The organism is Pseudomonas sp. GM_Psu_1 (genome assembly GCF_026544185.1).
Taxonomy (GTDB): domain Bacteria; phylum Pseudomonadota; class Gammaproteobacteria; order Pseudomonadales; family Pseudomonadaceae; genus Chryseomonas; species Chryseomonas oryzihabitans.
In genome coordinates, this window is record NZ_JALNUX010000005.1 from 349,389 (window position 1) to 367,441 (window position 18,053).

An 18,053-nucleotide genomic window follows, 5' to 3' on the forward strand; every position below is an offset into this window, starting at 1 on the left:
AATAAAATAGAGGGTGCCCTAAGCAGTTACCCTAGGTATCATTTCGCACCGAAACGGGTACTCGACCAGGATCGCCGCGATCATCACCTATCGTTTGCGCCGGGAGACCAGGGGTCTCCTGCCACGTCTCGTAACACGTAGCGCCCCCTTCCGGCACGCTCGACGGGTTCCCTGTCGCATCCTGATCTCCCCGCCTGGTACCGGCCTCCGCCGGTCCGCCAGGACCCTTGCCCCCCATTCAACAAATCAGAACATTGCCGGACGGCCGCTGTCGCAACTGACTGCCATGCCCTACCGGTTGCTCACCCCTGCCCGGCCGTTCGCGGTCAGCCCGGGGTTGCCCAACTCGAGGGCGGGCTCCGACGCCCGCTCTCCCTCAGGTGTAAAGCGAGACACTGTCTCAGGAGTACGATGAATGCACAGTGGTAACGAAGAGTCGGATTTCGTTTTCGTCGGCGCGGGAATCATGAGTGCGACCCTGGCGGTCATGCTCAAGGAACTGGAGCCCACGAGCACCGTCGAGGTGCTCGAACTGCTCGACGTAGGCGCGGCGGAGAGTTCCAACCCCTGGAACAACGCCGGAACCGGCCATGCGGCCCTCTGCGAGCTGAACTACACGCCGGAAAAGGCGGACGGCAGCATCGACATCACCAAGGCCCTCAGCATCAACGGCATGTTCGAGGCCTCCAAGCAGTTCTGGTCCTACCTGGTCGAGGAAGGCCACTTCGGCTCGCCGCGCGCCTTCATCAGCCCGGTGCCGCACATGTCCTTCGTCCATGGCGCCAAGGACATGGCCTTCCTGCGCAAGCGCTACGAGGCCCTCAAGGACCACGCCTGCTTCGACGGCATGGAGTATTCCGAGGATCACGCCAAGCTGCGCGAGTGGATGCCCCTGGTGATGGAAGGCCGGCCGGCCACCGAAGCCGTGGCCGCGACCCATGTGGCCGGGGGTACCGACGTCAACTTCGGCGCCCTGACCATGAGCCTGCTCGGTCACCTGCAGACCCGTCCCGGCACCCAGGTCCGCTACAACCAGAAGGTGGTGGACCTGACCCGCGAGGCCGACCAGCGCTGGCGCCTGACCATCGAGGACAGTCGTTCCGGGGCCACCCGCACCCTGATCGCCAAGTTCGTCTTCCTCGGCGCCGGTGGCGCGGCCCTGCCGCTCCTGCAGAAGTCCGGCATCCCCGAGGGCGCCGGCTACGGTGGCTTCCCGGTGAGCGGCCAGTGGCTGCGCTGCGACGATCCGCACATCGTCGAACGGCACCAGGCCAAGGTCTACGGCCTGGCCGGCGTCAACTCGCCGCCGATGTCGGTCCCGCACCTGGACACCCGCGTGGTGGATGGCAAGAAGTCCCTGCTGTTCGGCCCCTTCGCCGGCTTCACCACCAAGTTCCTCAAGCGTGGCTCCTTCCTCGACCTGCCCAAGTCGATCAAGTCGGGCAACATTGGCCCCATGCTCGCCGTGGCGCGGGACAACATGCCGCTGACCCGCTACCTGGTCGGCCAGGTGCTGCAGTCCTTCGACCAGCGTGTCGAGGAACTGCGGGCCTTCTACCCGGCCGTGCGCAAGCAGGACTGGCGCCTGGAAGTGGCGGGCCAGCGGGTGCAGATCATCAAGAAGGACCCGCAGAAAGGCGGCGTGCTGCAATTCGGCACCGAGATCGTCGCCTCCGGCGACGGCACCATCGCCGCGCTGCTGGGCGCCTCCCCGGGTGCCTCCACCTCGGTGTCCATCATGCTGACCCTGGTCGAGCGCTGCTTCCCCAGCCGCTTCCAGAGCGAGGACTGGCAGGCCAAGCTGCGCAAGATGTTCCCGGCCTTCGGTCACAAGCTGGCGGAAGAGCCCGAACTGCTGCGCGAAGTGCGCGAGCGCACCACCCGCGTCCTGCAACTCGACCAGCCGGCCTGACCCCACCTGGATTGCCCACTGGCGGGCCATCCCTGCGCCTGACGTCCCCACCCCGGCAAACCGCCCCCTCTCCTCTTGGGAGAGGGTTGGGGTGAGGGGCTATCGCCTTCCGACGCCGGCCTAATCCCCCAGCGCCGCGCCCTCCCGCCGCGGATCGGCACCGCCCTGCCAACCCGAGCCCATTCGGCGTATCACCTGGATGCCGCTGGTCATCTCGTCTTCGCGTACCTGGTGCCCACGCTGCTCCAGTGCCTGGCGCAAGGCCGGGGTGGTCTCGCCGCGCTCCAGCTCGGTGGGGCCGTTACGGCTGCCGAAATTCGGCAGGCCCGCAGCCGCCTGGGGATCCAGCTGCCAGTCCAGCAAGCCGACCAGGGTCTTGACCACATAGCCGGCGATCTGCGAACCGCCCGGCGAGCCCAGGGCCGCCAGCAGCTCGCCACTCTGGCGGTCGAACACCAGGGTTGGCGACATGGTCGAGCGCGGTCGCTTGCCCGGCTCCACCCGGTTGGCCACCGGCAGGCCCTTCTCCCACGGCACGAAGGAAAAGTCCGTCAGCTGATTGTTGAGCATGAAGCCCTTCACCATCAGGTGGGAGCCGAAGTAGCTCTCCACCGTGGTGGTCATGGACAGGGCGCCACCCCAGGCATCCGCCGCCACCACCTGGGAGGTGGAGATGCGCAGTGGCGAGCGATCCGGTGCCCAGGCCAGGGTCGGGCCGGGTGGGACCCCCGGCGCGGCCTTGCCCAGGCTGCGCTCACCGACCTGCTGCGCACGACTGGCCAGATACCCGGGATCGAGCAGCCCCTTGACGTTGACCGGCACCAGCTCCGGATCCGCTACGTACTGGGCGCGATCGGCATAGGCCAGGCGCTCGGCCTCGGCGATCAGGTGCACGGCTTCGGGACGCGGCTCCTGGCCCGCCGGCAGCGCGGTCGGTACTGGCCGCAACGGCGCCAGGGCCCAGGCCGGATCACGGGCTTCCAGGGCCTGGAGAATGCCCAGGGTCTGGGCCACGGTGATGCCGCCGGCGGGCGGTGGCATGCCACAGACGCGCCAGCGCTGGTAGTCGGTGCACAGCGGCGTGCGCGTCCTGGCACGATAGCCGGCCAGGTCCTGAAGACTCAGGCTGCCGGGATTGGGGCTCTCCTGCACGGCGCTGGCGATGGCCTGGGCCAGGTCGCTGCGATAGAGCGCTCCGGCGCCCTCCCGGGCGATCAGCGCCAGGGTATCGGCCAATTCCGGGTTGCGCAGCCGGGTACCCACCGGCTTCACCTGTCCCTGGGCATCCAGATAGAGCGCGGCCATCCCGGGTGACTGCTTGAGGAAGGGGTCGTGAAGCAGCTGGTTATGCAGCCGCGGCGACAACGGGAAACCCTCCCGGGCCAGGCGGATGGCCGGCTCGAACAGCACCTGCCAGGCCAGCTTGCCGTGGTCGCGATGCGCCAGCTCCAGGGCCCGCAGCACCCCGGGCACCCCTACCGAACGACCGCCGATCCGTGCCTCTTCGAAGGCCATGGGGCTGCCATCCGGGTGCAGGAAGAGCCTTTCCGTGGCCCCGGCTGGCGCGGTCTCGCGACCGTCGTAGGCCTGGACCTTGCGACCGTCCCAGTAGAGCAGGAAGGCACCGCCGCCAATCCCGGAGGATTGCGGCTCGACCAGGGTCAGGACCGCCTGCATGGCGATGGCGGCGTCGATGGCCGAGCCGCCCTGGCGCAGGATCTCCCGGCCGGCCTCGGCGGCCAGGGGATTGGCCGCGGCCGCCATCTGCCGGGTGGCTGCGCTGGCCGTCAGCCCGGGGCGGTAACCGGAACCGGCCTCGGGAGCCGTGGGCAGTGAGGTCTCGCGACCCTGGCTACAGGCGGCCAGGGTCAGGGACAGGAAAAGGGGCGTAAAGATCGACAGAGGCATTCGCAATGGGGGGCTCCTGGGCAACGGGGGCTTTCGCCCGCCAAGCCTAGCCCATCACCTGCCCCACCGCCGCCTGTCTGACCTCAGAGCGGCAGGTGACGGTGCAGAAAGCCGCCGCAGAGCACATCCAGCCAGAGCAGCTGGTGCAGGGCGACGATGGCGAAGAACACCAGCCGAAAGCTCAGCTTGACGGTCTTGTGGCGAAAGCGCTGCTGGGCGATCAGGGCGCCCGGCCAGCCGCCGAGCAATTCGCCCAGGTGCAGCATGCGCTCCGGCACGCGCCAACCCTTGTCGCGGGCGCGCTGCTTGTCGTGCTTGTAGAGCAGGTAGGTGGCCACGCTGGCCACCAGATAGAGCGGCATCGGCCAGAGCACCCCGCGGCCGAAGGCCAGCGACAGCATGCCCACCAGGGGCAGGATGAAGACGGCGATCTGCAGCAGCGCCAGCATGTCCTGGCGGGCGATGGCGGCGCGCTGCTGATAGGGCGTCAGCGGCGCTGCCCGCTTGGCGGCCTTGGGGGAAGCATTCTGCCCAGACGCACGAGCCGGCTTGCGCCGGCTCTGCTGTTCCTTCTCGGGTTTCACCCGGCCGCCTTGGCCGCGTGCCAGTCGATCCAGCCGAATTGCCAGGTGGCCAGGATCAGCAGTCCGAAGACGATGCGGTACCAGCCGAAGACTTCGTAGCTGTGGTTGCCGATGAACTTCAGCAGGGCCTTGACCGCCAGCATGGCGAAGAGGAAGGAGGTGACGAAGCCGACTCCGAACACCAGGACGTCGCTGGCGGTGAACAGGTGACGGTACTTGTACACGGAGTAGACCGTCGCTCCGACCATGGTCGGCATGGCCAGGAAGAAGGAGAACTCGGTGGCCGCCTTGCGCGACAGGCCGAACAGCAGGCCGCCGATGATGGTGGAACCGGAACGCGAGGTGCCCGGGATCATCGCCAGGCACTGGGCGCAGCCGACCTTGAGGGCGTCATGCCAGCGCATGTCGTCCACCTCTTCCACGCGGATGCGATGGGTACGCTTTTCCGCCCAGATCATGATCACGCCACCGATCACCAGGGCGAAGGCCACGGTGATCGGGTTGAACAGGTATTCGTGGATCAGGTCACCCAGGATCACGCCCAGCACCGCGGCGGGCAGGAAGGCGATGATCAGGTTGCCGGTGAAACGCTGTGCATAGGACTTGCGCGGCAGATCGGTGACGATCTCGAAGACCTTGAAGCGGTATTCCCAGACCACGGCCAGGATGGCCGCCAGCTGGATGATGATATTGAAGGCGATGGCCCTTTCCCCACCGAAGCCGATCAGATCGGCAACGACGATCTGGTGGCCGGTACTGGAAATGGGCAGAAACTCGGTGATGCCCTCGACGATCCCCAGAATCAGCGCCTGCAAGGCACTCCATAGGTCCATGGTATTACTCCATCCAAGTGAAACATTTGCAGGTAGCCGGAGCTGCAGGCTCCGGCGGCAACGGGGTTCGAACCGTGACGCTCCGCAGGGCATGGCCCTTCGCGGTACCCAAGACAGCACGTGCTGAAGTCAGCGCCCGGCACCTTACCAGAGCGAGACCGGTTGAAGAGACCGATAGACGGCCATTAGGTGCCGTACAATGACGAATTCAATCTTTCCGGATGTGAAGCATGTCGTTTCTGGAGTCGCTCACCACCCTGCTGGGCATGTCGCCCGTGGAGCTGCTGGCCGCCGTTCTCGGGGTGATCGCCGTCTGGCTGACGGTGCGCCAGAACATCTGGGCCTGGCCCATCGGCCTGGTGATGGTGGTGCTCTACGCCTGGATCTTCCTGGACGTGAAGCTCTATTCGGACATGCTGTTGCAGTGCATCTATGCGGTGCTGCAACTCTATGGCTGGTGGCAATGGCTCAGGGGCGGCCAGCAGCACCAGGGCCGCGAGGTCACTTCGCTGGCGGCGAAACCCCTGCTGGCCGGTCTGGCCGTTGGCGCCCTGGGCAGCCTGGCCCTCGGCTATCTCATGGGCACCCATACCGATGCCGCCCTGCCCTGGCTGGACGCCGCGCTCACCGGTTTCAGTCTGGTCGCCCAGTTCTGGATGGCGCAGAAGCGCCTGCAGTGCTGGGTGCTGTGGTTCGTGCTGGACGTCATCTATGTGGGCCTCTTCTATTACAAGGGCCTCTACCCCACCGCGATCCTCTATGCGGTCTTTGTCGGCCTGGCGGCCTATGGCTGGCTCGACTGGCGTCGTGCCCTGGCGACCGCGCCATGAAGGTGGTGGTACTGACCGGCCCCGAATCGAGTGGCAAGTCCTGGCTGACGCAGGTGCTGAGCGAAAGGTTCGGCGGTATGCGGGTCGACGAGTACGTCCGCGAATACTGCGAGCGGCACGGTACCGACACCACCCTGGCGGATGTGGAGCTCATCGCCCGCGAGCAAGTGCATCGGGAAGACCAGGCGCGCGCCGCCGCGCCGCCCCTGCTGCTGCTGGACACCCACCTGCTGAGCAATCTGCTGTGGAGTCGGCTGCTGTTCGGCGCCGCGCCCGCCTGGCTGGAGCCGGCGCTGCTGGCCCGCCGCTACGATCTGCACCTGCTGCTCGACCCCCGCGACGTCGCCTGGCAGGACGACGGTCAGCGCTGCCAGCCGGAGCTGACCGAGCGGCTGGCGTTCTTCGCCCACTGTCGCGACTGGCTGCAGGCCCATGGCCAGCCGCTGCTGGAAATCACCGGCGACTGGCCCGAGCGGCAAACGGCCGCGCTGGCCGCGGTGAGCCGATTGCTGCACGAGGCCTGACCCGCCGGTAGAATGACGTCCTACACCGGAGAACGCCATGCACGACGACGATGCCTCTTTCGCCGACTTCACCCGTGGGATCCGTCCGCTCAAGCAGGATCGCGCCGACACCGGCAAACCGCGCGCCGACCTGGGCCAGGTCGCCCAGCGCCGTGCCGATGCGACCAGGACCACGACCGCTACCCGGGTCGATGGCCTGAGCGATGCCTTCGTCATCGATGTGGGCGCCGAGGACGAACTCTACTGGGGTCGCGACGGTGTCCAGGACACCCAGCTGCGCCGCCTCAAGGGCGGCCAGATCCCCTTCGAGGGCAGCCTGGACCTGCACGGCATGACCGTGGAGAAGGCCCGGGAAACCCTCTGGGACTTTCTCGCCGAGGCCACCCGCCTGGAAATCCGCTGCGTGCGCATCACCCATGGCAAGGCCGCGCGCCTGGACGGGCGCCGTCCGCTGATCAAGAGCCACGTCAACACCTGGCTGCGCCAGCATCCCCAGGTGCTGGGCTTCACCTCCTGCCTGCCCCGCCACGGCGGTACCGGCTCGCTTTATGTCTTGCTCAAGCGCACCATGCTCGAAGGTCGCGACGAGTGACTCCGCGACTCGGGTGACGTCTCATCCGAGCGCCAACCTCCTTATCGACAAACAGGAACCCAAATGTCTCTCGAACAGCACTACTCCTCGATCCTGACCGGACTCGGCGAAGACATCGGCCGGGAGGGGCTGGTGGACACGCCCAAGCGCGCGGCCAAGGCCATGCAGTACCTCTGCCGTGGCTACAACCAGACGCTGGAAGAGGTGGTGGGCGAGGCGCTCTTCACTTCCGACAACAGCGAGATGGTGCTGGTCAAGAACATCGAGCTGTACTCCCTGTGCGAGCACCACATGCTGCCCTTCATCGGCAAGGCCCACGTCGCCTACATGCCCAAGGGCAAGGTGCTCGGCCTGTCCAAGGTGGCGCGTATCGTCGACATGTTCGCCCGTCGGCTGCAGATCCAGGAAAACATGACCCGGCAGATCGCCGAGGCCATCGAACAGGTCACCGGTGCCGCCGGGGTCGCAGTGGTCATCGAGGCACAGCACATGTGCATGATGATGCGCGGCGTGGAAAAGCAGAATTCCTCCATGGTCACCTCGGTGATGCTCGGCCAGTTTCGCGCCAGCGATGCCACCCGCGCCGAATTCCTCAGCCTGATCAATCGCTGAGTCGGCTGCGACGTCCGCCGCCCTGGAGGGTCGAAGTCTCGAACCTCCAGGAGACCTGCCCGCCATGCCGGATGTCCACAGCCTCACCCTGCTCAGGGCCCAGCCCGAACGCTCCCAGGCGCTGGGCGCCCATCTCCTCGATCTCGCCGCCGTGGCGGTGACCGACGCAGGCTGCCTGGACTACCGGGTATTCCAGGGCAGCGAGGATGGCGACCTCTGGGTGATCCAGACCCGCTGGGCCTCGGTCGCCGCCCAGGACGACCACTTCAACCAGCCCCATACCCTCGCCTTCCTCGACGAGTTGCCCAAGCTGGCGGACGAGGTGGACCTGTATCCGCTGGAGCCGAAAGGGCCGACGGCTGAGCTTTGACGAGAGGCTGCCAAGGTTGCGCTAAATCGCGGGTTGTCTTGAGACGGCTCCGTCGTCGAAGCCCAACGAGATAGGCGCCGCGGAGGCAACATCCGTTGAGCTTCGCTGCTCTCAACCCAACCTACGACTTGAGTGATCTGCTACGGCCAAGGTGATCTGCCGATGCGACCCGTCCTGCAAAGGCACCACCGTCGTAGGGTGGACAACGGCGCAGCCTTGTCCGCGAACAGGCACCTCGGGAGGTGCCGGCAGAACGCTGAGGTCAGGTTCGACGCTGTTATCGCGGCCATGGGCCGCTCCTACAGGTATCCGGTGCGCCTGTAGGAGCGGCCCATGGCCGCGATCGAGGGGCCACTCAATACTCGGACAGCGCAAAGCTCGTCAGGGCGAAGGTGGGGATGCCGGCGGCTTCCAGGCGCTTGGAGCCGCCCAGTTCGGGCAGGTCGACGATGGCGGCGGCCTCGTGGACCTCGGCGCCCAGGCGGCGGATCAGGTTGCCGGCGGCGACCAGGGTGCCGCCCGTGGCGATGAGGTCGTCGACCAGCAGCACCGAATCGCCGGCGCCGACGCTGTCCTTGTGCACCTCGATCACGGAGTCGCCGTATTCGGTGCTGTAGACCTCGGTCAGCAACTCGGCCGGCAGCTTGCCCTGCTTGCGGAACAGCACCAGCGGCTTGCCCAGTTCATAGGCCAGGATCGGGCCGATGAGGAATCCGCGGGCATCCAGCGCCCCGACATGGGTGAAGGACGCCGAACGATAGCGCTCCAGCAACTCCGCCATGACGGCGCGCAGGCCTTCGGGCGACTGGAACAGCGGCGTGATGTCCCGAAAGATCACCCCCGGCTTGGGAAAATCGGGCACGGCGCGGATGAGGGATTTCAGGGCGGATTCGGAAAAGGACATGGCAGAGACTCTCGGGCGCCGGGCGCCTGGTTGAACACGATTGCACAGTATACCGGGGGCTACAGGGCCGGGGCCAACCTGCCGTCCCCTGGCGCTGAATCGATTCATGTAGTGACTTCCGTTGACAGCTACCAACGAAGCGGACATTCTCGCTTTCGCGCAAACGTTTGCGCGACCACAAGAACCATAAGAATTCGGAGATTCCCCTATGCTGGCCTTTCGCCCTGCCCGCCTGCTGGCGGCTATCGCTCTCACCTCCGCTTCGCTGATCCTGCCGCTCGCCGCCAGTCACGCCACGGCCGCCGAAAAGCCCAAGGTCGCGCTGGTCATGAAGTCCCTGGCCAACGAATTCTTCCTGACCATGGAAGACGGCGCCAAGACCTACCAGAAAGACCATTCCGCCGATTTCGACCTGATCTCCAACGGGATCAAGGACGAGACCGACACCTCCAGCCAGATCCGTATCGTCGAGCAGATGATCGTGTCCAAGGTCGACGCCCTGGTCATCGCGCCGGCCGACTCCAAGGCCCTGGTTCCGGTACTGAAGAAGGCCAGCGACGCCGGCATCAAGGTGGTCAACATCGACAATCGCCTGGATCCCGAGGTGCTCAAGTCCAAGTCCCTGGACATCCCCTTCGTCGGTCCCGACAACCGCAAGGGCGCGCGCCTGGTGGGCGAGTACCTGGCCAAGCAGCTCAAGCAGGGTGACCAGGTCGGCATCATCGAGGGCGTCTCCACCACCACCAACGCCCAGCAGCGCACCGCAGGCTTCAAGGACGCCATGGAAGCGGCCGGCATGAAGATCGTCGGCGTGCAATCCGGCAACTGGGAAATCGACAAGGGCAACGCCGTCGCCGCGGCCATGCTCAACGAATACCCTGACCTGAAGGCCCTGCTGGCCGGCAACGACAGCATGGCGCTGGGCGCCGTCTCCGCCGTGCGCGCGGCCGGCAAGAAAGGCCAGGTGCAGATCGTCGGCTACGACAACATCAAGGCCATCCACCCGATGCTCAAGGACGGTCGCGTCCTCGCCACCGCCGACCAGTTCGCCGCCAAGCAGGCCGTGTTCGGGATCGAAGCCGCGCTCAAGCTGGTCAAGGGCGAGCCCACCGGTGCCAAGGACGGCGTGATCGAGACCCCGGTCGAACTCGTCACCCAGCCCTGATCCGAGGAGAGCCCCCATGTCGTCCGAGGTCATCCTCAGCGCCCGTGGCATCGGCAAGACCTATGCACAGCCGGTACTCGGCGGCGTGGACCTGGAATTGCGCGCCGGCCAGGTGCTGGCGCTCACTGGAGAAAACGGCGCCGGCAAGAGCACCCTGTCCAAGATCCTCTGTGGCCTGGTGCAACCCACCACCGGCGAGCTGAGCTTTCTCGGCCGACCCTACGCTCCGGGCAGCCGCCGCGAGGCGGAAGCCCAGGGGGTGCGGATGGTCATGCAGGAGCTCAATCTGCTGCCCACCCTCACCGTGGCGGAAAATCTCTTTCTCGACCGCCTGCCCCGGCGGCTGGGCTGGATCGACCGCCGCCAGCTGCGCGAACAGGCGCGGCTGGCCATGGCCCAGGTCGGCCTGGAGTCCATCGATCCGGATACCCCCATCGCCGAACTGGGCGTGGGTCACCAGCAGATGGTGGAAATCGCCCGCAACCTGATTGGCGATTGCCGGGTGCTGATCCTCGACGAGCCCACCGCCATGCTCACGTCGCGCGAGGTGGAGCTGCTGTTCGAGCAGATCGAGCGGCTGCGTGCCCGGGGCGTGGCCCTGGTCTACATCTCCCATCGCCTGGAAGAACTCAAGCGCATCGCCCAGCAACTGGTGGTGCTGCGCGATGGCCGCCTCGTGGCCGATGCGCCCATGGCGGAGTACGCCACCGACCAGATCGTCAGCCTCATGGTCGGCCGCGATCTCGGCGAGCATCTGGACATGGGCGAGCGCCGGTTCGGGCCGCCGCTGCTGGAGGTCAAGGGCCTGTCGCGCGCCGACAAGGTCCAGGACGTCTCCTTCAGCGTCCGCGCCGGGGAGATCTATGGCATCTCCGGACTGATTGGCGCCGGACGGACCGAACTGCTGCGGCTGATCTTCGGTGCCGATCGCGCCGACTCCGGCGTGGTGCACCTGGCCGGCAAGCCGGTCGACCTGGCCTCGCCGGCCAAGGTGGTTCGCCAGGGCATCGCCCTGATCACCGAGGACCGCAAGGGCGAAGGCCTGCTGCTCAGCCAGCCCATCAGCGCCAACCTGGCCCTGGGCAACATGGCCAAGGTCGCTCAGCAGGGCCTGGTCAGCGGCGCCCGTGAAGCCGCCCTGGCCGAGCGTCATATCAAGGGCATGCGCATCCGCTGCAACGACGGCAGCCAACCCGTGGGCGAACTTTCCGGGGGCAACCAGCAGAAGGTGGTCATCGGCCGCTGGCTCGAACGCGACTGCCAGGTGCTGCTGTTCGACGAACCCACGCGCGGCATCGACGTCGGCGCCAAGTTCGAGATCTATGGCCTGCTGGCCGAACTCACCCGCCAGGGCAAGGCCCTGGTCGTGGTCTCCAGCGATCTGCGCGAGCTGATGCTGATCTGCGATCGCATCGGCGTGATCTCCGCCGGCCGCCTGGAAGCCACCTTCGAACGCCATGACTGGGATCAGGAGCGGCTGCTGGCCGCCGCCTTCGCCGGCTATCGCTCCCGCGAAGCCCTGCTGGAAGAACCTGTCCCGCCGCAACCCCTTTCTCAGGAAGCCATTCGATGAGCAGTCTTCCCGTCACCTCCTCCCGGCGCGCCTTCGGCCTGGGCCTGGGCACCTACGTCGGCCTGGCCGCCGCCCTGCTGGCCATGATCGTGCTGTTCTCCCTGATGAGCAGTCACTTTCTCTCCTATGCCACCTTCACCACCCTCGCCAACCAGATCCCCGATCTGATGGTGCTGGCGACCGGGATGACCTTCATCCTGATCATCGGCGGCATCGACCTCTCGGTGGGTTCGGTAGTGGCCCTGGCCGCCGCCGTGGTCAGCGTCGCCACCCTGGAATGGGGCTGGGGCATCCTGCCCGCCGCGGCCCTGGGCATGCTCTGCGCCGCCCTGACCGGCACCCTCACCGGCAGCGTGACCGTGGCCTGGCGCATCCCTTCCTTCATCGTCTCCCTGGGCGTGCTGGAAATGGCCCGCGGCGCGGCCTACCAGTTGACCGATTCGCGCACCGCCTACATCGGTGATGCCTATGCCTGGCTGTCGACGCCCTTCGCCTTCGGCATCTCGCCCTCCTTCGTCATCGCGCTGCTGGTGATCGTGGTCGCCCAGTTGCTGCTGACCCGCTCGGTGCTCGGGCGCTACCTGATCGCCATCGGCACCAACGAGGAAGCGGTGCGCCTGGCCGGGATCAATCCCAAGCCCTACAAGGTCATCGTCTTCGCCCTCATGGGCCTGCTGGCGGGCCTCGCCGCGCTGTTCCAGATCTCCCGCCTGGAAGCCGCCGATCCCAATGCCGGCGTCGGCCTGGAGCTGCAGGTGATCGCCGCCGTGGTGATCGGCGGGACCAGCCTCATGGGCGGTCGCGGCTCGGTCATCAGCACCTTCTTCGGCGTACTGATCATCTCGGTGCTGGCCGCGGGCCTGGCCCAGATCGGCGCCAGCGAGCCGACCAAGCGCATCATCACCGGCGCGGTCATCGTGGTCGCCGTGATCCTCGACACCTACCGCAGCCAGCGCGCCAAGAGCAAGGGCTGATGGCGACCATCAAGGATGTCGCCGCCCGCGCCGGCATCTCCTACACCACCGTCTCCCATGTGGTGAACAACAGCCGCCCGGTCAGCCCGGGCGTGCGGGAAAAGGTCGAGGCGGCCATCGCCGAACTGGGCTACGTGCCCAGCGGCGTGGCGCGCTCCCTGCGCAGTCGCGCCACCGGCACCTTCGGCGTGCTGGTGCCCAATGCGGTCAACCCCTACTTCGCCGAGCTGGCGCGAGGGATCGAGGACCACTGCGAACGCCAGGGCTACAGCGTCATCCTCTGCAATTCCGATGACGACGCCGACAAGCAGCTGCGCTATCTGCGGGTGCTGAAGGAGCGCCGGATCGACGGCCTGGTGGTCGCCACCGTGGATGGCGATCCGCGCTTCGCCCGCGCCCTCGCCGGCCTGCGCATCCCGCTGGTGCTGGCCGACCGGCCGCTGGATGGCGTCCAGGCCGCGCATATCCGCATCGATCACCACCAGGGTGGCCTGCTCGCCACCCGCCACCTGCTGCAACTCGGTCATCGGCGCATCGCCTGCATCGGCGGCCCGGCCGACTCTCCCGTCGCCAGCGAGCGCATCACCGGCTACCAGCAGGCCCTGGCGGAGGCCGGTATCGCCCCTGGCGCCATCCAGCGCTGCTCCTTCACCGCCGCCGCCGGTCATGCCGCAGCCCGCGAATTGCTGGCCCGGGCGGAGCGCCCCACCGCGATCTTCGCCGGAAACGACACCATCGCCCTGGGCGTGCTGCGCGCCGCCGCCGAACGGGGCCTGAGCGTCCCCGGCCAGCTGTCCGTAGTGGGCTTCGACGACATCGAACTCAGCCGCTATCTCTACCCGGCCCTGACCACCATCGGCCAGTCGATCCGTGACCTCGGCGAACGCGCCGCCCAGCTGCTGCTGGCGCGCCGCGAGACGGTCGGCAGCCCTTCCACCCACGACATCGCCGTACCCCGGCTGGTGCTGCGCGAATCCACCGCGGCGCCCTCTGCTCTGGAGACCTCCCATGCACCCTGACGTCGTCGTCATCGGCAGCCTGAACATGGACCTGGTGGTGCGCACCCCGCGCCTGCCCAAGGGCGGCGAGACCCTCGCCGGCCATACCTTCACCACCGCACCCGGCGGCAAGGGCGCCAACCAGGCCGTGGCGGCCGCGCGCCTGGGCGCCCGGGTCGCCATGATCGGCTGCGTCGGCGCCGATCCCTATGGCGACTTCCTCACCCGCAGCCTGCTCCAGGAGGGCATCGACTGCCAGGGCGTCTCGGTGGCGGCCGAGGTGCCCACCGGCATCGCCTCCATCCTGGTGGACGACCAGGGCCAGAACGCCATCGTCATCGTCGCCGGTGGCAACGGCGAACTGTCCGCCGCCCATCTGCAGGCCCAGGAATCCGTGCTGGACCAGGCCAAGCTGGTGATCGCCCAGCTGGAGGTCCCGCTGGCTACCGTGGGCGCCGCCCTCGCCCGCGCCCATGCGCTGGGCAAGACGGTGATCCTCAATCCGGCGCCGGCCACCGGACCGCTGCCGGCCGAGTGGTACGCCCATATCGACTACCTGGTGCCCAACGAAAGCGAGGCCAGCCTGCTGACCGGCCTGCCGGTGGACACGCTGGAGCAGGCCGAAGCCGCTGCGCGCCAACTGGTCGCCGCTGGCGCCCGGCAGGTGCTGCTGACCCTGGGCGGCCAGGGCCTGCTGCAGGTCTCCGCCGACGGCTGCCAGCACCACCCGGCCACGCCGGTCAAGGCGGTGGACACCACGGCCGCCGGAGACACCTTCCTGGGTGGCTTCGCCGCCGGCCTGGCGGAGGGTCTGAGCGTCTCGGCGGCCATCGCCCTCGGCCAGCAGGCCGCCGCCATCGCCGTCACCCGTCCGGGCGCCCAGCCCTCCATCCCCAGCCGCCAGGAGCTCGCCCGGTGAAGAAGACCGCTCTGCTCAACATCGCCCTGTCCCAGGCCGTCGCCAGTCTCGGCCACGGCGACCTGGTGGTCATCGGTGACGCCGGCATGCCGGTGCCGCCGGGCACGCCTCTGGTCGATCTGGCCGTGACCCCGGGCGTCCCGGATTTCCTCAGTGTGCTGCAGGCGCTGCTCAGCGAGATGCAGGTGGAAAGTCACCTGCTCGCCGAGGAAACCCTCGAGGTCCAGCCCCCGGCACTGGCCGAACTGGAGCGCCTGAACGCCGACGGCGCCCTGGGCAGCCGCCGCCTGGTTTCCCATGACGAGATGAAGACGCTGTGTCGCCAGGCGCGGGTGCAGATCCGTACCGGCGAGTGCCAGCCCTACACCAACCTGATCCTGGTGGCCGGCGTCACCTTCTAGCCGGCGGCCCTGCCCAGCAGCTGCCGGGTCGCCTGCAGGTCCAGCGGCCGGGCGAACAGATAGCCCTGGGCATGGCGGGCGCCCATGTCCTTGAGCAGTTGCAGTGCCTGGGCGTCCTCGACGCCCTCGGCGACCACATCCAGGCCCAGCGACTCGGCCATGCGCACGATGGCGCGGACGATGGCGACACTGCGCGTGCTGTCGCCCAGACGCAGCACAAAGGACTTGTCGATCTTGAGGCCGCGAAAGCGGTATTCGTGGACATAGCCCAGCGACGAGAAGCCCGCGCCAAAATCGTCCAGCACCACCGAGACCCCGTGGCGATCCAGGGCCTCCATGGCCGCCTTGGCACGCTCGGGCTCGGCGACCAGGGCCCCTTCGGTCAATTCCAGGCAGATCCGTGACGGCGCCACCCCGTACGCGGCGAGGATGCTCAGCACCTCGTCGGCGAATTCCGGCTGCACGATGCTGTAGCTGGAGCAATTGACGTGCACCACCGGCCAGTGGGCCTGGGCGGGCTCGGCCAGGGTGGCGGCGATGCGCGTCAGCATGTAGGTATCCAGCCGCCCGATCAGGCGCAGGCCTTCCAGCTCGGGGAGAAAGGCCCCCGGCGCCAGCACGCTGCCATCGGGCTGTCGCCAGCGGATCAGCGCCTCCAGCGCCGCCACGCGACCGGTGCCGACCTCGATGATCGGCTGGAAGAAGGGCTCCAGTTCGTTGCCGTTCTTCAGCGCCTTGCGCAGCGCGCCTTCGCGCACCACCTGGTCGGACACCACCTGGCGCAGTTCCTGGTTGAACACCGCGAAGTTGTCGCGGCCGCCCTGCTTGACCCGGTACATGGCCGTGTCGGCATCGCGCAGCAGGTCATCCGGCTGGTGATGCAGACTGGGATCGGCCACCACGATGCCGATGCTGCAGGAGGCGAACAGACTGTGGTCGTCGATCACCAGTGGGCGATCGAAGGCGTCGATGATGCGCTGGGCGATGGCCACCGGCGAATCCAGGCCGCCACCGGGCACCAGGATGGCGAATTCGTCGCCCCCCAGCCGCGCCAGCAGGTCGGTCTCCCGCAGGCAGCCAGACAGCCGCTCCCCCGCCGCCACCAGCAGCAGATCGCCGAAGGGATGGCCGAACTGGTCGTTGATGCGCTTGAACCTGTCCAGGTCGAGAAACATCACCGCCAGGCCGGCGCCGTCGCGCTCCAGCGCCGTCCAGAGTTCGCCCAGGCGCTGCTGCAAGAAGCTGCGATTGGGCAGCCGGGTCAGGGCATCGTGATTGTTCTCGTACAGCAGTCGGGCATTGGCCGCATCCAGGGCCCGGGTGCGCTCCTGCACCCTGACCTCCAGGGCCTGGCGCGACTGCTGGATGGCTTCCGCAGCGCTGCGCCGGGACAAGGCGGTATCGATGTGGCGCGAGACGAAGGTCAGCAGCTCCTGGTCGCGCTGGCTGTAACGGACGTCTTCGCGATAGCTCTGCACCGCCAGTACGCCGCGGACCTGCTTGCCGTCATAGAGCGGGATGCCCAGCCAGGAACAGGCTTCCGGGGTGCCCTCGACCGGGGTGATCTCGCCGCGCTCGATGAGCAGGCGGGCCTTGTGCCGATCGATGATGCAGGGTCGCCGTTGGCGGATGGTGTATTCGGTATAGCCGCGGCTGCCGCGCCGAGCGACAGGGGCCGCGGTACGGCGCTCATCGGCGAAATAGGGAAAGCTCACCTCGCCCGAGGCGTCGTCGTAGAGGGCGATGTAGAAGTTGTGGGCATAGAGCAACTCGCCGACGACGCGGTGCAGCCCCCCCAGCAATTCCGGCATGTCGGTGCTGGCGCTGGACAGCTCGGCGATGCGGAACAGCGCCGCCTGCAACTGCTCGGCGCGTTCGCGCTCGGCGATCTGCTCGCGCAGCCGGGCATTGACCTCCGACAGCTCCTGGGTGCGCTGGCCCACGGTGGCCTCCAGCGATTCGCGCCGGAGGATGCGATCCAGGGCCATGGCCACGTCACGGGCGATGACCTGGAACAGCGCCTGGTCCTCGGGTCCGTAGCGGCGCTCGCGATCATAGACCTGCAGGCTGAGTACCCCGAAGGTCCGGTCGGCGCCATCCTTGAGCGGGATGCCCATCCAGAACTCGGGGACCGAGCCCTGGCAATAGTAGGGCCCTGACACCTGCGCCGCTTCAATGGCTTCCTTGGGCAGCAGCAGCGGTGTCCCGTGCATGAGCACATAGGCGGTCAGGCAGGGCCGCTCGCGATCCAGCAGCTCGAAGGAGCCGGGCTCGGGGGGACTCTCGTCGCGCTGGTCGAAATAATAGGGATAGTGGATCTGGTCCGAATCGGCATCCTGCAGCGCCAGGAAAAAATTTTCGGCATCGATCAGCGAGACCAGCAGTTCGTGCGTGCGCTGCATGAACAGCTGGCGATCCAGGGTCGAACTGGCCAGGTAAGTGATGTCGTAGAGCACCTGCTGGATGGCCTGGGCCCGCTGCAACTGCAGGCGCTGCAGTACGAAGCCGAATCTCAGGGCCAGGGCGGCGAAATCGGTATGGCCATCGGGACGGGCGAGCAACCAGCCCAGCGGGGTCGGGCCACTGCCGGTGGGATAGCAGCGGAGCGAGGTCTGGGCGGACAGTAGCGCCAGTTCCTCGTCGTCGAGCAATTCCGGCCAGCCACCGGCGTCATTTCCGGTGGCCATGCAAGACCAGTGGCCACGGCGCTGGTACCAGGCCCAGTCAGCGCCCGCAGCCGACGCCCGCAGTTGCGCGATGATCTCGTCCGGCTCCAGCCCCGGCACATTCGGATCCGGCCAGCGTGCCTCCGGCGGCCTGACCGGGCCTACGCCTGGCAGCTGTTCCTCAGCCCCTTTCATGCTGACTCCTTCCCATGCATTCGCCGGATCCTGACACAGATGTCCCTGGCTTCGGCAAGTACGGAATGAACGGTTTGCTCGAGGGGGTGAACG

General features: G+C 67.4%; 17 protein-coding genes. 12 read left to right on the top strand and 5 right to left on the bottom strand.

The features are described 5' to 3' along the window. Positions 1–415: 415 nt before the first annotated feature. Positions 416–1,912 carry a malate dehydrogenase (quinone) gene (gene mqo / locus OXS31_RS11300; RefSeq protein ID WP_044343209.1) on the top strand — a complete coding sequence of 499 codons (1,497 nt, stop codon included), beginning with the start codon at positions 416–418 and terminating at the stop codon, positions 1,910–1,912. A 120-nt stretch (positions 1,913–2,032) separates the two neighbouring features. Here mqo and OXS31_RS11305 read toward each other — a convergent pair whose 3' ends face one another. From OXS31_RS11305 to OXS31_RS11315, 3 genes are all read right to left on the bottom strand, one after another. Next, positions 2,033–3,820, bottom strand: a complete 1,788-nt coding sequence (locus tag OXS31_RS11305) for a gamma-glutamyltransferase family protein (protein WP_267399050.1) — start codon at positions 3,818–3,820, stop codon at positions 2,033–2,035. An 83-nt stretch (positions 3,821–3,903) separates the two neighbouring features. Continuing rightward, entirely contained in the window at positions 3,904–4,404 is a 501-nt protein-coding gene (locus tag OXS31_RS23445) for a DUF1294 domain-containing protein (RefSeq protein ID WP_027599467.1), read from the bottom strand. Continuing rightward, complete coding sequence (locus tag OXS31_RS11315; RefSeq protein WP_027599468.1) at positions 4,401–5,237, bottom strand: undecaprenyl-diphosphate phosphatase; 837 nt, start codon at positions 5,235–5,237, stop codon at positions 4,401–4,403. Before OXS31_RS11315 ends, OXS31_RS23445 begins: the two co-directional genes overlap by 4 nt. A 266-nt stretch (positions 5,238–5,503) precedes the next feature. Here OXS31_RS11315 and pnuC point away from each other — a divergent pair, with 266 nt between their 5' ends. The 5 genes from pnuC to OXS31_RS11340 all read left to right on the top strand — a co-directional run bounded on the left by pnuC (position 5,504) and on the right by OXS31_RS11340 (position 8,165). Beyond that, the gene (gene pnuC / locus OXS31_RS11320; RefSeq protein ID WP_027599469.1) at positions 5,504–6,067 is read left to right on the top strand and encodes a nicotinamide riboside transporter PnuC; all 564 of its coding nucleotides are present in this window, start codon (positions 5,504–5,506) and stop codon (positions 6,065–6,067) included. Further along, positions 6,064–6,591 carry an AAA family ATPase gene (locus tag OXS31_RS11325; protein ID WP_150338690.1) on the top strand — a complete coding sequence of 176 codons (528 nt, stop codon included), beginning with the start codon at positions 6,064–6,066 and terminating at the stop codon, positions 6,589–6,591. The genes pnuC and OXS31_RS11325 overlap by 4 nt, the downstream gene beginning before the upstream one ends. A gap of 37 nt (positions 6,592–6,628) precedes the next feature. Beyond that, positions 6,629–7,183: a Smr/MutS family protein gene (locus tag OXS31_RS11330; RefSeq protein ID WP_027602225.1), complete on the top strand. Its 555-nt coding sequence runs from the start codon at positions 6,629–6,631 to the stop codon at positions 7,181–7,183. 63 nt (positions 7,184–7,246) lie between these two features. Next, entirely contained in the window at positions 7,247–7,795 is a 549-nt protein-coding gene (gene folE / locus OXS31_RS11335; RefSeq protein ID WP_027599472.1) for a GTP cyclohydrolase I FolE, read from the top strand. A gap of 64 nt (positions 7,796–7,859) precedes the next feature. Then, positions 7,860–8,165 (top strand): antibiotic biosynthesis monooxygenase, encoded by a 306-nt coding sequence (locus OXS31_RS11340; RefSeq protein ID WP_074582473.1) that lies wholly within the window; start codon positions 7,860–7,862, stop codon positions 8,163–8,165. A 355-nt stretch (positions 8,166–8,520) separates the two neighbouring features. Here the strand turns inward: OXS31_RS11340 and OXS31_RS11345 are convergent, their stop codons facing one another. Further along, positions 8,521–9,069, bottom strand: coding sequence for an adenine phosphoribosyltransferase (locus tag OXS31_RS11345; protein ID WP_017640536.1), 549 nt, complete (start codon positions 9,067–9,069; stop codon positions 8,521–8,523). A gap of 208 nt (positions 9,070–9,277) precedes the next feature. On the opposite strand from OXS31_RS11345, the gene OXS31_RS11350 reads away from it, so the two are divergent. The 6 genes from OXS31_RS11350 to rbsD are packed head-to-tail and all read left to right on the top strand — an operon-like array spanning position 9,278 to position 15,099. After that, on the top strand, positions 9,278–10,234 hold the full coding sequence (locus OXS31_RS11350) for a sugar ABC transporter substrate-binding protein (RefSeq protein ID WP_007158440.1): 957 nt from the start codon (positions 9,278–9,280) through the stop codon (positions 10,232–10,234). Positions 10,235–10,250: 16 nt separating this feature from the next. Then, positions 10,251–11,807: a sugar ABC transporter ATP-binding protein gene (locus OXS31_RS11355; protein WP_150338692.1), complete on the top strand. Its 1,557-nt coding sequence runs from the start codon at positions 10,251–10,253 to the stop codon at positions 11,805–11,807. Next, positions 11,804–12,781: an ABC transporter permease gene (locus OXS31_RS11360; RefSeq protein WP_007158442.1), complete on the top strand. Its 978-nt coding sequence runs from the start codon at positions 11,804–11,806 to the stop codon at positions 12,779–12,781. Before OXS31_RS11355 ends, OXS31_RS11360 begins: the two co-directional genes overlap by 4 nt. Continuing rightward, entirely contained in the window at positions 12,781–13,800 is a 1,020-nt protein-coding gene (locus OXS31_RS11365) for a LacI family DNA-binding transcriptional regulator (protein WP_027599476.1), read from the top strand. The genes OXS31_RS11360 and OXS31_RS11365 overlap by 1 nt, the downstream gene beginning before the upstream one ends. Further along, on the top strand, positions 13,790–14,698 hold the full coding sequence (rbsK, locus tag OXS31_RS11370; RefSeq protein ID WP_027602222.1) for a ribokinase: 909 nt from the start codon (positions 13,790–13,792) through the stop codon (positions 14,696–14,698). The genes OXS31_RS11365 and rbsK overlap by 11 nt, the downstream gene beginning before the upstream one ends. Next, entirely contained in the window at positions 14,695–15,099 is a 405-nt protein-coding gene (rbsD, locus tag OXS31_RS11375) for a D-ribose pyranase (protein WP_077172769.1), read from the top strand. Before rbsK ends, rbsD begins: the two co-directional genes overlap by 4 nt. Here the strand turns inward: rbsD and OXS31_RS11380 are convergent. After that, on the bottom strand, positions 15,096–17,960 hold the full coding sequence (locus tag OXS31_RS11380; protein ID WP_267399059.1) for an EAL domain-containing protein: 2,865 nt from the start codon (positions 17,958–17,960) through the stop codon (positions 15,096–15,098). The genes rbsD and OXS31_RS11380 overlap by 4 nt on opposite strands. Positions 17,961–18,053: the final 93 nt, after the last annotated feature.

Bases quoted from the DNA above. Each gene is read 5' to 3' on its own strand.
- mqo (WP_044343209.1), top strand. From the start codon at position 416: ATGCACAGTGGTAACGAAGAGTCGGATTTCGTTTTCGTCGGCGCGGGA.
- OXS31_RS11305 (WP_267399050.1), bottom strand. From the start codon at position 3,820: ATGCCTCTGTCGATCTTTACGCCCCTTTTCCTGTCCCTGACCCTGGCC.
- OXS31_RS11315 (WP_027599468.1), bottom strand. From the start codon at position 5,237: ATGGACCTATGGAGTGCCTTGCAGGCGCTGATTCTGGGGATCGTCGAG.
- pnuC (WP_027599469.1), top strand. From the start codon at position 5,504: ATGTCGCCCGTGGAGCTGCTGGCCGCCGTTCTCGGGGTGATCGCCGTC.
- OXS31_RS11325 (WP_150338690.1), top strand. From the start codon at position 6,064: ATGAAGGTGGTGGTACTGACCGGCCCCGAATCGAGTGGCAAGTCCTGG.
- OXS31_RS11330 (WP_027602225.1), top strand. From the start codon at position 6,629: ATGCACGACGACGATGCCTCTTTCGCCGACTTCACCCGTGGGATCCGT.
- folE (WP_027599472.1), top strand. From the start codon at position 7,247: ATGTCTCTCGAACAGCACTACTCCTCGATCCTGACCGGACTCGGCGAA.
- OXS31_RS11340 (WP_074582473.1), top strand. From the start codon at position 7,860: ATGCCGGATGTCCACAGCCTCACCCTGCTCAGGGCCCAGCCCGAACGC.
- OXS31_RS11345 (WP_017640536.1), bottom strand. From the start codon at position 9,069: ATGTCCTTTTCCGAATCCGCCCTGAAATCCCTCATCCGCGCCGTGCCC.
- OXS31_RS11350 (WP_007158440.1), top strand. From the start codon at position 9,278: ATGCTGGCCTTTCGCCCTGCCCGCCTGCTGGCGGCTATCGCTCTCACC.
- OXS31_RS11355 (WP_150338692.1), top strand. From the start codon at position 10,251: ATGTCGTCCGAGGTCATCCTCAGCGCCCGTGGCATCGGCAAGACCTAT.
- OXS31_RS11360 (WP_007158442.1), top strand. From the start codon at position 11,804: ATGAGCAGTCTTCCCGTCACCTCCTCCCGGCGCGCCTTCGGCCTGGGC.
- OXS31_RS11365 (WP_027599476.1), top strand. From the start codon at position 12,781: ATGGCGACCATCAAGGATGTCGCCGCCCGCGCCGGCATCTCCTACACC.
- rbsK (WP_027602222.1), top strand. From the start codon at position 13,790: ATGCACCCTGACGTCGTCGTCATCGGCAGCCTGAACATGGACCTGGTG.
- OXS31_RS11380 (WP_267399059.1), bottom strand. From the start codon at position 17,960: ATGAAAGGGGCTGAGGAACAGCTGCCAGGCGTAGGCCCGGTCAGGCCG.